Origin of the sequence: Streptomyces canus, from assembly GCF_001514145.1 — a bacterium.
GTDB lineage: Bacteria > Actinomycetota > Actinomycetes > Streptomycetales > Streptomycetaceae > Streptomyces > Streptomyces canus.
Genome location: NZ_KQ948672.1, coordinates 214652 through 227552 on the forward strand (window position 1 = coordinate 214652; position 12901 = coordinate 227552).

Here is a 12901-nt window from a genome sequence, read left to right on the forward strand (position 1 = left end):
CGGGGTGGCGGACACGTCGTTCAGGACGCTTCCCCCGGCGGCGGCCCACTGGTGCCGCGCACGACGAGCTTCGGGTCCAACACCGCCTCGCGCGGCTCCAGTTGCGGATTCTCCAGCCGCTCCACGGCGAACCGCACCGCGTGCTCGGCCATCAGCACCGCGTCCTGGCGCACGGTGGTGAGGCCGATCGGCATGAGATGGGAGAGGTGGCTGTCGTCATAGCCGACGACGGACAGGTCCCGCGGAACCTCCACACCGGCACGGGCCAGCGGCATCAACAGGCCCATCGCGCACCGGTCGTTGCCCGCGAGCACCGCGGTCGGCAGCGGCAGCCCGCGGTCCCGCTCCGCCAGGAGCAGCCTGCCGGTCTCGATACCGGACTGCTCGGTGTGCTCACCGGGGATGACCCGGATCTCCGACTCGAGGCCGTGCCGACGCATCGCGGCCCGGTAGGAGCGCCGCCGTTCGGCGGACCCGGGACCCCGGCCGCCGTCGATGTGCACGATCCTGCGGTGGCCGAGTTCGACCAGGTGGTCCATGGCCTGCCGGACCCCCTTGCTCTCGGCGCTGTGCACGAAGTCCACGCGGGCCCGCGGGACGCGACGGCTGACCGACACGGTCACGGCCCGCTGACCGAGCGCGTCGAGATAGCCGGCGTCCGCGTCGGGGCCGAGCAGGATCAGCGCCTCGCAGCGGTGCCCGAGGAGGGCCTCGACCGCCTTGGCCTCACTGCGCCCCTGGACCGCCGCCGAGAGCAGGACGTCGTATCCGAGCCGCTCGGCCTCGGGGTAGATGCCCTCGATCAGGTCGGTCTGGAAGGTCTGGTGCACGGTGAACATCACGCCGAGCGTGCGGCTGCGGCCCCGGGCCAGCAACCGGGCCGCGCTGTCCGGGCGGTAGCCGATCTCGTCGGCGACCCTCAGCACGCGCTCACGGGTCTCCTGGCTCGCGCCGGGCTGATTGCGGAACACGATCGAGACCAGCGCCCGGGACACACCTGCCTTGTCGGCCACATCGGCCATCGTCGGCCGCTGCCTACCCGGTGCTGCATCCACGCGTGAACCCACCTTTCGACGGAGCCCACCCTAGGGCAGCCGCGAAATCTTCCGGCAACAAGCTATTGACATGACATTTGGACAGGGGTCATCGTACTCGCACTAGAGCGCGCTAGTAGAGCGCGACAGCGAAGGGAATCCAGCGATGCCGTTCGATGTGCTGACCATGGGCCGCGTGGGGGTGGATGTGTATCCGCTCCAAACCGGCGTCGGGCTGGCGGAGGTCATGTCGTTCGGCAAGTACCTGGGCGGCAGTCCCACCAATGTGGCGGTGGCGGCGGCCCGGTACGGGCACTCGGCCGCGGTGATCACCAAGACGGGCCGGGACCCCTTCGGGGACTTCGTGCGACAGGCGCTCGACGGCTACGGGGTCGACAGCCGTTTCGTCGGTACGTCGGACGTCGCGCCGACCCCGGTGACGTTCTGCGAGATCTTCCCGCCGGACGACTTCCCGCTGTACTTCTACCGGCTGCCGAAGGCGCCCGATCTGGACATCCGGGCGGAGGAACTGGATCTGGGCGCGGTGCGGGAGGCCTCGGTCTTCTGGATCACCGGGACCGGTCTCAGTGAGGAGCCGAGCCGGTCGGCCACGCTGGCGGCGCTGGCGCACCGGGCCAAGGCCGGGACGACCGTCTTCGACCTGGACTGGCGGCCGACGTTTTGGAAGGACACGGCCTGGGCCGATCCGTCCCAGGCCCGCACGTACTACGCCGAGGCGCTGCGGCACACGACGGTGGCGGTGGGCAACCTCGACGAGTGCGAGGTGGCCACCGGTGAGCGTGAGCCGTACGCCGCCGCGAAGGCGCTGCTGGCCGCCGGGGTGGAGCTGGCGGTGGTGAAGCAGGGGCCCAAGGGCGTGCTGGCGATGGACCGGGGCGGGGCGACGGCCGAGATCCCGCCGGTTCCGGTGGATGTGGTCAACGGTCTGGGGGCGGGCGACGCCTTCGGCGGGGCGCTGTGCCACGGGCTGCTGTCCGGCTGGGACACCCGCTGGGCCGTGTCCTTCGCCAACGCCGCCGGCGCGATCGTCGCGGGCCGGCTGTCCTGCTCCGACGCCATGCCGATCGAGTCGGAAGTCCACGCCAAGCTGGACGAGGTGCCCCGTGCCGTCTGAGAAGCTGAGCCGGATCGTGTCCGCCCGCGTGGGCGACCCCGGCGCCGTCGCGGCCGCCGCCGCCCGCCGGGTGAAGGCGGCTTCGATCCTCGGTGAGCACGGCAAGGCGATGATCATCGCCGCCGACCACCCCGCGCGTGGCGCCAACGGCGTCGGTGGCGATCCGAGTGCGATGGCCGACCGTTCCGAGCTGCTGGACCGGCTCTGCATCGCCCTCGAACGCCCCGGTGTGACCGGCGTGCTGGCCACCGCCGACATCCTGGAGGACCTCCTCCTGCTCGGGGTACTGGACGGCAAGACCGTCTTCGGGTCCATGAACCGGGCCGGTCTTGCGGGGTCGGTGTTCGAGATCGACGACCGGTTCACCGGCTACGACGCCGCCACGATCGCCGCGATGGGCTTCGACGGCGGCAAGATGCTGACCCGTATCGCCCTGGACGACCCCGCGACGCCCTCTGCGCTGGAGAACACGGCCCGCGCGGTGGACGAGCTCAACGACCGTCAACTGATCTCGATGGTCGAGCCGTTCATCTCGATGTGGGAGGACGGCCGCATCCGCAACGACCTGTCGACGGACGCGGTCATCAAGTCGATCACCATTGCCTCGGCGCTGGGCCGCCGTACCGCCTACACCTGGCTGAAGCTCCCGGTGGTCGCCGAGATGGAGCGGGTACTCGCTTCCTCCACCCTTCCGGCACTGCTGCTGGGCGGGGAGGTCAAGGACGCCGAGGCGGCCTTCGCCTCCTGGGGCAGGGCGTTGAAGCAGCCGACCGCGCAGGGCCTGGTCGTGGGCCGTTCGCTGCTCTATCCCGCGGGCGGCGATGTCGCCGGTGCCGTGGACAAGGCGGTGAGCCTGCTGTGACCTTCTCGGCCAAGTACCACCTGCCGAAGGGGACTTCGGCCGACGGCCCCTACGACCTGGCGGTCACGCCGGAGTCGGCGGGCTGGTCATACTCCGGCCTCAGGATCCTGACCCTGAAGCCGGGCGAGGAGCACGCCCTGTCCACCGGGGAGAACGAGTTCCTGGTCCTGCCCCTGAACGGCGGCTGCACCGTCGCCGTCGCCGGGCGGGTCTTCGAACTCGGCGGCCGGACGGACGTGTTCTCGGCGGTCACCGACTTCGCGTATCTGCCCCGCGAGTCGCAGGCCGTGATCAGCAGTGCGGACGGTGGAACGTACGCACTGCCCTCCGCCCGTACCGAGCGGGGAGGTCACTCGGCTCGGTACGGGCGCAAGGAGGACGTCCCGGTTGAACTGCGCGGCGCCGGCGCGTGTTCGCGGCAGGTCCACAACTACTGCCTGCCCGGCACCTTCGAAGCCGAACAGCTGCTGGTGTGCGAGGTCCTCACGCCCGGCGGCAACTGGTCCTCGTACCCGCCGCACAAGCACGACGAAGCCCGCCCGGGCGTCGAGTCGGAGCTGGAGGAGATCTACCACTTCCACGTCGCGGGCGAGAACGGCTTCGGCTATCAGCGGGTCTACGGCACCGACGAGCGGCTGATCGACGTACTGGCCGAGATCCGCTCGGGCGACACGGTGCTGATCCCGCACGGCTGGCACGGCCCGTCCATCGCCGCGCCCGGCTACGACCTCTACTACCTCAACGTCATGGCCGGTCCCGGCCAGGACCGCGCCTGGCTGATCTGCGACGACCCCGCCCACGGCTGGGTCCGTGACACCTGGGCGTCCCAGGACGTCGATGACCGGCTGCCCTTCGGAGAACACCGATGAACACGGTACGACTGACCACCTCGCAGGCTCTGGTGCGCTTCCTGGCCCATCAGTACAGCGAGCGCGACGGACAGGAGCAGCGGCTGATCCCCGGCGTGTGGGGCATCTTCGGCCACGGCAACGTCGCCGGCATCGGCCAGGCGCTGTTGCAGGCCGCCACCACCGGTGAGGCCGACCTCCCCTACTACCTGGCCCGCAACGAACAGGGCATGGTCCACGCCTCCGTCGCCTACGCCAAGATGCGCGACCGGCTGGCCACCTTCGCCTGCACGGCCTCCACCGGCCCCGGCTCGACGAACATGATCACGGGTGCGGCACTGGCCACCACCAACCGCCTGCCGGTCCTGCTGCTGCCCTCCGACATGTTCGCCACCCGCGCCGCCGACCCCGTCCTGCAGCAGCTGGAGGACACCCGCGGCGGCGACGTCACCGTCAACGACGCCTTCCGCGCCGTATCGAAGTACTTCGACCGCATCTCGCGTCCCGAACAGCTCATCCCCGCCGCGCTCGCGGCGATGCGGGTCCTGACCGACCCCGTGGAGACGGGGGCGGTCACCCTCGCGCTGCCGCAGGACGTGCAGGCCGAGGCGTACGACTGGCCGGTGGCCTTCTTCCGGCGCCGGGTGTGGCACGTGGGCCGCCCGGTGCCGGAGCCGGCCGCCCTCGAACGGGCCGCGCGGTTGCTGCGCCAGGCCAAGAAGCCGCTCATCGTCGCGGGAGGCGGAGCCGTCTACTCCGGTGCCGAGACCGCGCTGCGGGCCTTCGCCGAGGCCACCGGCATCCCGGTCGCCGACACCCACGCCGGCAAGGGCGCGGTGCCCTGGGACCACCCCTGCGCCGTCGGCGGTATCGGTTCGACGGGGTCGTACGCGGCGAACGAGCTGGCCCGGGAGGCGGACGTGGTGCTCGGTGTCGGCACCCGGTACTCCGACTTCACGACCGCGAGCCACACGGTGTTCGCCAACCCGGACGTCACCTTCGTCAACCTCAACGTGGCACGTCTGGACGCCGTCAAGCACTCGGCGGAACCCCTGGTCGCCGACGCCCGGCTCGGCATCCAGGCGCTGGCGGGCGCGCTGACGGACTGGGAGGTCTCCGCCGATTACCGCGCGCTCACCCGTCAACTCATCGCCCGGACCCGGGAGATCGAGGAGGGGTGCTTCCACGTCGGCCATGGCCCGCTGCCCGCGCAGACCGAGATCCTCGGCGCCCTCAACGACGTCCTCGACGACCGGGCCGTGGTCATCAACGCGGCCGGTTCCATGCCAGGCGATCTGCAGCAGCTGTGGCGGGCCAGGGATCCCAAGGCCTATCACGTCGAGTACGCCTACTCCTGCATGGGCTACGAGGTCGCCGCCGGCGTCGGCGTCAAGATGGCCGACCCCTCCCGCGAGGTCGTGGTTCTGGTCGGCGACGGCTCGTATCTGATGATGGCCCAGGAGATCGTGACCATGATCTCCGAAGGCCTCAAGGTCATCGTCGTCCTGGTCCAGAACCACGGTTTCGCCTCCATCGGCGCCCTGTCGGAGTCGCTCGGCTCGCAGCGCTTCGGCACCAAGTACCGCTATCGAGACGGCGATTCGGGCCTCCTCGACGGTGAGGTGCTCCCCGTCGACCTGGCCGCGAACGCCTCCTCCCTGGGCGCGGACGTTCTGCACGCCACCAGCGTCGACGAGTTCCGCTCGGCCATGGAGAAGGCGAAGGCAGCCACCCGCACCACGGTCGTGCACGTGGAGACCGACCTGTACGGGCCCAACCCGCCCGGCCACGGCTGGTGGGACGTCCCCGTCAGCGAGGTCGCCGCCCTCGACACCACCCGGAGCGCCTACGCCACCTACCTCGCCCACAAGCAGACCCAGCGCCCCTACCTGTAAGGAAACCGCTCCCCGTGAACACCATTCCGCACTGGATCAACGGCTCCCCGGTCCCCGGCACGGACACCGCCCCGGTTTTCAATCCCGCCACCGGGGCGGAGCAGGCCAGGGTCGTCCTCGGCGGGTCCGCCGACGTGGACGCCGCCGTGCAGGCCGCTTCCGCCGCGTTCGAGACCTGGTCGCAGTCCTCGCTCTCGCAGCGCACCCAGGTGATGTTCGCCTTCCGCCGGCTCCTCGTCGAGCACGAGGAGGAGCTGGGCCGGATCATCTCCGCCGAGCACGGCAAGACCGTCGACGACGCCCGCGGGGAGATCACCCGCGGCCGGGAGGTCGTGGAGTTCGCCTGCGGCCTCGGTGAGGTGCTCAAGGGCTCCTTCTCCGACCAGGTCTCGCGTGGCGTGGACGTGCACGACTTCCGTCAGCCGTTGGGCGTGGTCGCCGGTGTCACTCCGTTCAACTTCCCCGCCATGGTGCCGCTGTGGATGCACCCGATCGCCATCGCCACCGGCAACACGTTCCTGTTGAAGCCGTCCGAGCGCGACCCCTCGGCCGCCAACTTCGTCGCCGCGCTCTACCAGAAGGCCGGCCTGCCGGACGGCGTGTTCAACGTCGTCCACGGCGGCAAGGACGCCGTGGACGCGATCCTGACCCACCCGGGCATCGAGGCCGTCTCCTTCGTCGGCTCGACGCCGATCGCCCAGTACGTGCACGAACAGGCCACCGCGGCCGGCAAGCGCGTCCAGGCCCTCGGCGGCGCCAAGAACCACGCCGTCGTCCTGCCGGACGCCGACCTCGAATTCGCCGCCAACCACATCACCGCCGGCGCCTACGGCTCCGCGGGCGAACGCTGCATGGCCGTCTCCGTGGCCGTCGCCGTCGGCGACGCGGCCGACGGACTCGTCGAAGTCCTCGAACGCAAGGCCCGCGAGATCAACGTCGGCCCCGGCGACCTGCCCGGCACCGACATGGGTCCCCTGGTCACCAAGGCCGCCCAGGAGCGGGTGGAGAACGCGGTCGGCACCGCCCAGGCACAGGGCGCCAGCGTCGTGGTCGACGGCCGGGGCCGCAAGGTCGACGGACACGAGGACGGCTTCTTCACCGGCCCCTCCCTCCTCGACCACGTCACCACCGCCATGGACGCCTACCGGGAAGAACTCTTCGGCCCCGTCCTCGCGATCGTGCGCGTGGACACCCTCGACCAGGCCATCGACGTCATCAACGCCAACCCCTACGGCAACGGCACCGCCCTGTTCACCGCCTCCGGCGAAGCCGCGCGGCGATTCCAGCGCCGCGTCAAGGTCGGCATGATCGGCATCAACGTGCCGGTCCCGGTCCCGATGTCCTACTACTCCTTCGGCGGCTGGAAGGACTCCCTCATCGGCGACCACCCGATCCACGGCCCCGAGGGCATCCGCTTCTACACCCGCCCCAAGGTCGTCACCACCCGCTGGCCGCAGCAGGCCCAGCAGATCGCCGCAGGCTTCGACTTCCCCACCTCCAACTGACCCCTGTCCCCTCCCCGAAGGACACTTCATGGCAACGGCGCCATCCCCGCTCCGCACCACCGTCGGCAACCTGTGTCTGGGCTCCGCCCCCGACTCCTGGGGCGTCTGGTTCCCCGAGGACGAGCACCAGGTGCCGCACACCCGCTTCCTCGACGAACTCGCGCAGGCCGGTTACCGGTGGCTGGAGCTCGGCCCGTACGGCTATCTCCCCACCGACCCGCGGCGCCTCAAGGAGGAGCTGGACGCCCGTGGCCTGAAGGTCTCCGGTGGTACGGCCTTCGGCGCGCTGCACCGGCCCGAGGCATGGGACGAGATGCTCGCCCACGTCCGCCAGGTGGCCACGCTGACCCAGGCCGCGGGCGCCCACCACCTGGTCCTCATCCCGCCCATGTACCGGGACGAGAAGACCGGCGCGTTCACCGAGTCCCCGGAGCTGACCGCCGGCCAGTGGGCGGGCTTCGGCAAGGCCGCCGACCGGCTGGGCAGGCTGCTGCTCGACGAGTACGACGTCCGGCTGGTGATCCACCCGCACGCCGACAGCCACATCCAGACCCAGCCGGAGATCGAGCGGCTGCTGAACGAGTCGGACGGCCGGTACACCAACCTCTGCCTGGACACCGGGCATGTGGCCTACGGCGGCGGGGACAACCTCGATCTCATCCGCCGGTTCGGCGAGCGGGTGGGCTACGTCCACATCAAGCAGATGGACCCGGAGATACTCGCGCAGGTCGCCGCCGAGGACCTCTCCTTCGGCGAGGCCGTCAAGCGGGGTGTATGCGTGTCGCCGCCCGCGGGAGTGCCGAACCCGGCCGACGTGGTGGCCGAACTCGCCCAGCTGGACGCCGAGTTGTTCGTGATCGTCGAGCAGGACCTGTACCCGTGCGCTCCCGAGGTCCCGCTGCCCATCGCGGTGACCACGCGGGAACACCTGGCCGGCTGCGGCCTCACCGGAACCCGACGCCCGAACGACGACCGATAGGAGGTGGCCATGGACGTCAGGGACGACGCGACTCAGGCTCCCACCCTCACGGACGAAGCTCCGCCCGCCGTCTCCCGGCGGCTGCGGGTCATCACGGTCATCGCCACCTTCGGCGGACTGCTCTTCGGCTACGACACCGGCGTCATCAACGGCGCCCTGCCGTACATGACGGACGACCTCGGTCTGACCGCGGTCACCGAGGGCATGGTCACCAGCTCGCTTCTGCTGGGTGCCGCGCTGGGCGCGGTGATCGGCGGACGGCTGTCGGACGCGCGCGGACGGCGCCGTACGATTCTCGCCCTCGCGGTGCTGTTCTTCGTCGGGGCGCTGGGCTGCACGCTCGCGCCGACCACCGCGGTGATGGTGGTCGCGCGGTTCGTGCTCGGTCTCGCGGTCGGCGGTGCTTCGGTGACCGTGCCGGTGTACCTCGCCGAGGTCTCCCCCGCCGAGCGGCGTGGCGCGCTGGTCACCCGTAACGAACTCATGATCGTCAGCGGGCAGTTGCTCGCCTTCACCTCCAACGCGATCATCGCGCGGGCGGGCGGCGAGTCCGGCGGGGTGTGGCGATGGATGCTGGTGATCGCCACAATCCCGGCCGTGGTGCTGTGGTTCGGCATGCTGGTAATGCCGGAGAGCCCGCGCTGGCTGGCCTCCCGGGCGCGTTTCAGCGAGGCGCTGGAGGTCCTGAAGCAGGTGCGTTCGCGGCAGCGCGCCGAAGCCGAACTCGCCGAGGTGTCCGCGCTCGCGGTCAAGGAGGAGGAGCAACGGCTCGGCGGCTGGCAGGACATGAGGTCCACGCCGTGGATCCGCAAGCTGATGTTCGTCGGCTTCGGCATCGCGATCGTGCAGCAGATCACCGGCGTCAACACGATCATGTACTACGGCACCCAGATCCTCACCGACGCCGGTTTCGCCGCCGACAGCGCGCTGACCGCGAACATCGCCAACGGTGTGATCTCGGTGCTGGCGACCTTCGTCGGGATCTGGCTGCTGGGCCGGGTGCCCCGCCGTCCGATGCTGATGACCGGTCAGGCGGGCACCACGGCGGCCCTGTTGCTCATCGGTGTCTTCTCGCTGGTGCTGCCCTCGGGCGACGGTCGCGCCTACGCCGTGCTCGCGATGACCGTCACGTTCCTCGCCTTCCAGCAGGGCGCGATCTCGCCGGTGACCTGGCTGATGCTGTCGGAGATCTTCCCGATGCGGATGCGCGGCTTCGGCATGGGCGTGGCCGCGGTGGTGCTGTGGCTGACCAACTTCGTGATCGGTCTTGTCTTCCCGTCGCTGGTCTCCGGCATCGGGATCTCCAACACCTTCTTCCTCTTCGTGGTGGCGGGCGTCTTCTCGATCGTCTTCGTCAAGCGCTGCGTCCCCGAGACCAAGGGCCGCACCCTCGAAACCCTCGAAGCCGAACTCCGGGCGCGCTTCTCCTAGTTACCACTCGTTAGGAAACGACCATGACTGTACGTGTAGGGGTGATCGGCGCCGGCTGGATCGGCCACGAGCACATCCGGCGTCTCACCCACACCGTGACCGGTGCCCGGGTCACCGCGGTCACCGACATCGACGCGGCCCGTGCCGAGGAGGCGGCGGCACCGGTCGGTGCCCGGGTGTGCGCGAGCGGTGCCGAGCTCATCGCGGCGGACGACGTGGACGCCGTCCTGGTGACGTCCTGGGGCCCCACCCACGCCGAGCACGTGCTGACCGCGATAGCCGCCGGAAAGCCGGTGTTCTGCGAGAAGCCGCTGGCCACCACCGCCGAGGACTGCTTGAGGATCGTCGAGGCGGAGACGGCCCACGGCCGCCGCCTGGTCCAGGTCGGCTTCATGCGCCGTTACGACGCCGGCTATCGCCAGATGAAGCAGGTCATCGACGCGGGCCGGATCGGTGAGCCGCTGATCGTGCACTGCGCCCACCGCAACCCGACCGTCCCGGAGTCGTACACCTCCGCCATGGCAGCCCTGGACACGGCGGTGCACGAGGTGGACGTGCTGCGGTGGCTCCTCGACGACGAGATCGTCTCCACCCAGGTGCTCACCCCACGCGCCACGAGCAAACGGTTCGCCCACCTCAAGGACCCGCAGATCATGCTCTTCGAGACGGCGAAGGGCGTCCGCATCGATCTGGAGGTCTTCGTCAACTGCCAGTACGGCTACGACATCCAGTGCGAGGCGGTCGGCGAGGAGGGTCTCGTACGGCTGCCCGACCCGGCCACGGTGGGTGTGCGGACCGCCGCTCAGCACAGCACCGAGGTGCTCACGGACTGGGTGGGGCGCTTCCGGGACGCCTTCGACACCGAGTTCCGTGAGTGGATCGCGGGCCTCGCCGCCGGTGCCGAGCCCACCGGCCCGTCCGCCTGGGACGGGTACGCCGCCACCGTCATCACCGCCGCGACCGTCGAGGCCCTGGAGTCGGGCCGCGTCATCGCCACGGACCTCAAGCCCCGTCCCGCCTTCTACGGAGGTGCCGCGTGAAGATCGCCCTCGACCCGTACATGTTCCGTTCCCTGCCGATCGACGACATGGTGCGCACGGTGGCCGAACTCGGCTACGAATACATCGAGTTGTCGCCACGCGACGACTTCATGCCGTTCTTCCTGCACCCGCGGGCGGACGGCGAGCGCATCGCGGAGCTGAAGAACGCCCTGCGCACGCACGGCGTGAAGCTGTCCTCCGTGCTGCCGCTGTACAAGTGGTCATCGCCCGACGAGGCCGAGCGGCAGGCCGCCGTCCGCTACTGGAAGCGGATGATCGAGATCACCGCGGACCTCGAATGCCCGCTGATGAACAGCGAGTTCAACGGCCGTCCCGAGCGCGCCGCCGAGAGCGAGGCCGCGTTCTGGAACTCGCTGGAGGAGCTGCTCCCTCTGTTCGAGCGCGAAGGCATCGCTCTGAACCTGGAGGCCCACCCCGATGACTTCTGCGAGGAGAACACCCCCGCGGTCGACCTCGTCCGGGCCATCGACAAGCCGTGGGTGAACTACCTGTACTGCGCACCGCACAGCTTCCACCTGTCGGGCCCCGCGGAGGCCGGGGCGGACATCGCGAAGATGATGCGCTACGCGGGTGACAAGCTCCAGCACGTGCACATCGCGGACTCCTTCAATCACAAGGGGTCCAGCGGCCTGCGCTACATCCTCAACCCGCCCGGCACCACGGCCCGTATCCACCAGCACCTGGACATCGGCCAGGGCGAGGTCGACTGGGAGGCCTTCTTCGGCACCCTGCGCGAGGTGGGCTTCGACGGCGTGGCGACCGCCTGTGTCTTCGCCTGGGAGGAGCGGGCGCGCGAGTCCTCGGCGTTCATGCTGGACCGGATCAGCAAGGAGCTGGGCGGGTAGCCGGTCGAACAGCTCGTTGAACCAGGAGATGTCTCCCGTCAGCCCCCGGCCGGCTCGGCGGGGCGCGTCACCGGGCCGGGGCGGGCCTGCATAACGTAGGGGGAGATCACCACCTGCCCGGGAGCACGCATGACAGGTAGCCGCCGCAAGAGACCTGGCGACACCTTCGACGCCATCGAGCCTCCGGGCAACGCCGAGCTGGTCGCCGGGGTGGTGACCGTGACGGGCCTGGTCGAGGTCCTCGGCACGCTGTCCGGCTCCGAGGTGTGGCTCCTGGGGCTCCTGGTGTTCCTGCCGGGCGCCGCCTCGGCGCTGGGCACGGTCCGGCAGACGACGTTCGTCGCCGTGTGGACGGCGATCGTCGTCACCCTCAGTGTGCTGCTGCGGGACCGCGACGGGGGCCACTGGCTCGACCGGCTCCTGCTGGTCCTGTTCACGCTGGCCCTGGCGGCCACCTCCGTCTACGCCTGCCACCGGCGGATCAGTCGCGAGCACGCGATGCTGCGTCTGCGCTCGACCGCCGCGGCCATGCAGCGGCACATCCTGCACCCTCTCCCTCTGCTCACCGACGACGTCCTGGTCAACGGCGTGTACGAGCCGCTCCAGGAGGAACGGCTCGTCGGCGGCGACATCTACGACGTCGTCGACTCGCCCTTCGGGACCCGGGTGCTGATCGGGGACGTGCAGGGCAAGGGGCTGGCCGCCGTGGGCTCCGCGTTCGCCGTCATCGGCGCCTTCCGGGAGGCGGCCCACCGCGAGCCCACCCTCACCGGGCTCGTGGACGCCCTGGACGCCGCCGTCGTGCGGCACAACTCCTATGCGATGCACACCGGTGACGACGAACGCTTCGTCACGGCCCTCGTCGTCGGCGTCGACGCGGAGACCGAGGTGCAGGCCGTCAACTGCGGACACGTCCTGCCGCATGTGCTGTACGAGGGGACGATCACCACTCCCGAACTGGAGCCCGGCGTCCCGCTCGGCCTGGCCGAGCTCGCCCACGAGCCCACGACCGTGGGCTGGTTCGAGTTCCCCGAGGGCGCGACGCTGCTGCTGAGCACCGACGGCCTGACGGAGACCCGCTCCGCGGACGGCACGTTCTACCCGGTCGACGAGCGCCTGACGAAGTACGTCGGCCTCTCCCCCACCGAGCTGCCACAGGCCCTGCACGACGACGCGCGCGCGTTCGCCGGCAGCGGTGGCCCGCACGACGACGTCGCTGTCCTGACGGTCCGCCGCTCCCCTCGCCTCTGAGAGCGGCCCACTTCGATGAAAGGTGGGTCAGAAGTGAAGACATGGTGCTAGGAAT

General features: G+C 70.2%; 11 protein-coding genes. 10 read left to right on the forward strand and 1 reads right to left on the reverse strand.

The window, feature by feature from the left end; translation table 11 throughout:
- Positions 1 to 20 precede the first annotated feature (20 nt).
- The gene (locus AQJ46_RS40420; RefSeq protein ID WP_059210309.1) at positions 21 to 1022 is read right to left on the reverse strand and encodes a LacI family DNA-binding transcriptional regulator; all 1002 of its coding nucleotides are present in this window, start codon (positions 1020 to 1022) and stop codon (positions 21 to 23) included.
- A 178-nt stretch (positions 1023 to 1200) separates the two neighbouring features.
- Here AQJ46_RS40420 and iolC point away from each other — a divergent pair, with 178 nt between their 5' ends.
- The 10 genes from iolC to AQJ46_RS40470 all read left to right on the forward strand — a co-directional run bounded on the left by iolC (position 1201) and on the right by AQJ46_RS40470 (position 12846).
- Positions 1201 to 2169: a 5-dehydro-2-deoxygluconokinase gene (iolC, locus tag AQJ46_RS40425; RefSeq protein WP_059210310.1), complete on the forward strand. Its 969-nt coding sequence runs from the start codon at positions 1201 to 1203 to the stop codon at positions 2167 to 2169.
- The gene (locus AQJ46_RS40430; RefSeq protein ID WP_059210311.1) at positions 2159 to 3031 is read left to right on the forward strand and encodes a Cgl0159 family (beta/alpha)8-fold protein; all 873 of its coding nucleotides are present in this window, start codon (positions 2159 to 2161) and stop codon (positions 3029 to 3031) included. Before iolC ends, AQJ46_RS40430 begins: the two co-directional genes overlap by 11 nt.
- Positions 3028 to 3900 (forward strand): 5-deoxy-glucuronate isomerase, encoded by an 873-nt coding sequence (gene iolB, locus AQJ46_RS40435; RefSeq protein ID WP_059210312.1) that lies wholly within the window; start codon positions 3028 to 3030, stop codon positions 3898 to 3900. Before AQJ46_RS40430 ends, iolB begins: the two co-directional genes overlap by 4 nt.
- The gene (iolD, locus tag AQJ46_RS40440; RefSeq protein ID WP_059210313.1) at positions 3897 to 5774 is read left to right on the forward strand and encodes a 3D-(3,5/4)-trihydroxycyclohexane-1,2-dione acylhydrolase (decyclizing); all 1878 of its coding nucleotides are present in this window, start codon (positions 3897 to 3899) and stop codon (positions 5772 to 5774) included. Before iolB ends, iolD begins: the two co-directional genes overlap by 4 nt.
- Before the next feature lie 14 nt (positions 5775 to 5788).
- Positions 5789 to 7279 (forward strand): CoA-acylating methylmalonate-semialdehyde dehydrogenase, encoded by a 1491-nt coding sequence (locus tag AQJ46_RS40445; RefSeq protein WP_059210314.1) that lies wholly within the window; start codon positions 5789 to 5791, stop codon positions 7277 to 7279.
- Between the two features lie 28 nt (positions 7280 to 7307).
- Entirely contained in the window at positions 7308 to 8258 is a 951-nt protein-coding gene (locus AQJ46_RS40450; protein ID WP_059210315.1) for a TIM barrel protein, read from the forward strand.
- 9 nt (positions 8259 to 8267) lie between these two features.
- Positions 8268 to 9689 carry a sugar porter family MFS transporter gene (locus AQJ46_RS40455; protein WP_059210316.1) on the forward strand — a complete coding sequence of 474 codons (1422 nt, stop codon included), beginning with the start codon at positions 8268 to 8270 and terminating at the stop codon, positions 9687 to 9689.
- Positions 9690 to 9712: 23 nt separating this feature from the next.
- Positions 9713 to 10729 carry a Gfo/Idh/MocA family protein gene (locus AQJ46_RS40460; protein ID WP_059210317.1) on the forward strand — a complete coding sequence of 339 codons (1017 nt, stop codon included), beginning with the start codon at positions 9713 to 9715 and terminating at the stop codon, positions 10727 to 10729.
- Entirely contained in the window at positions 10726 to 11595 is an 870-nt protein-coding gene (locus AQJ46_RS40465; protein WP_059210318.1) for a sugar phosphate isomerase/epimerase family protein, read from the forward strand. Before AQJ46_RS40460 ends, AQJ46_RS40465 begins: the two co-directional genes overlap by 4 nt.
- 129 nt (positions 11596 to 11724) lie before the next feature.
- Positions 11725 to 12846 carry a PP2C family protein-serine/threonine phosphatase gene (locus AQJ46_RS40470; protein WP_059210319.1) on the forward strand — a complete coding sequence of 374 codons (1122 nt, stop codon included), beginning with the start codon at positions 11725 to 11727 and terminating at the stop codon, positions 12844 to 12846.
- Positions 12847 to 12901 lie beyond the last annotated feature (55 nt).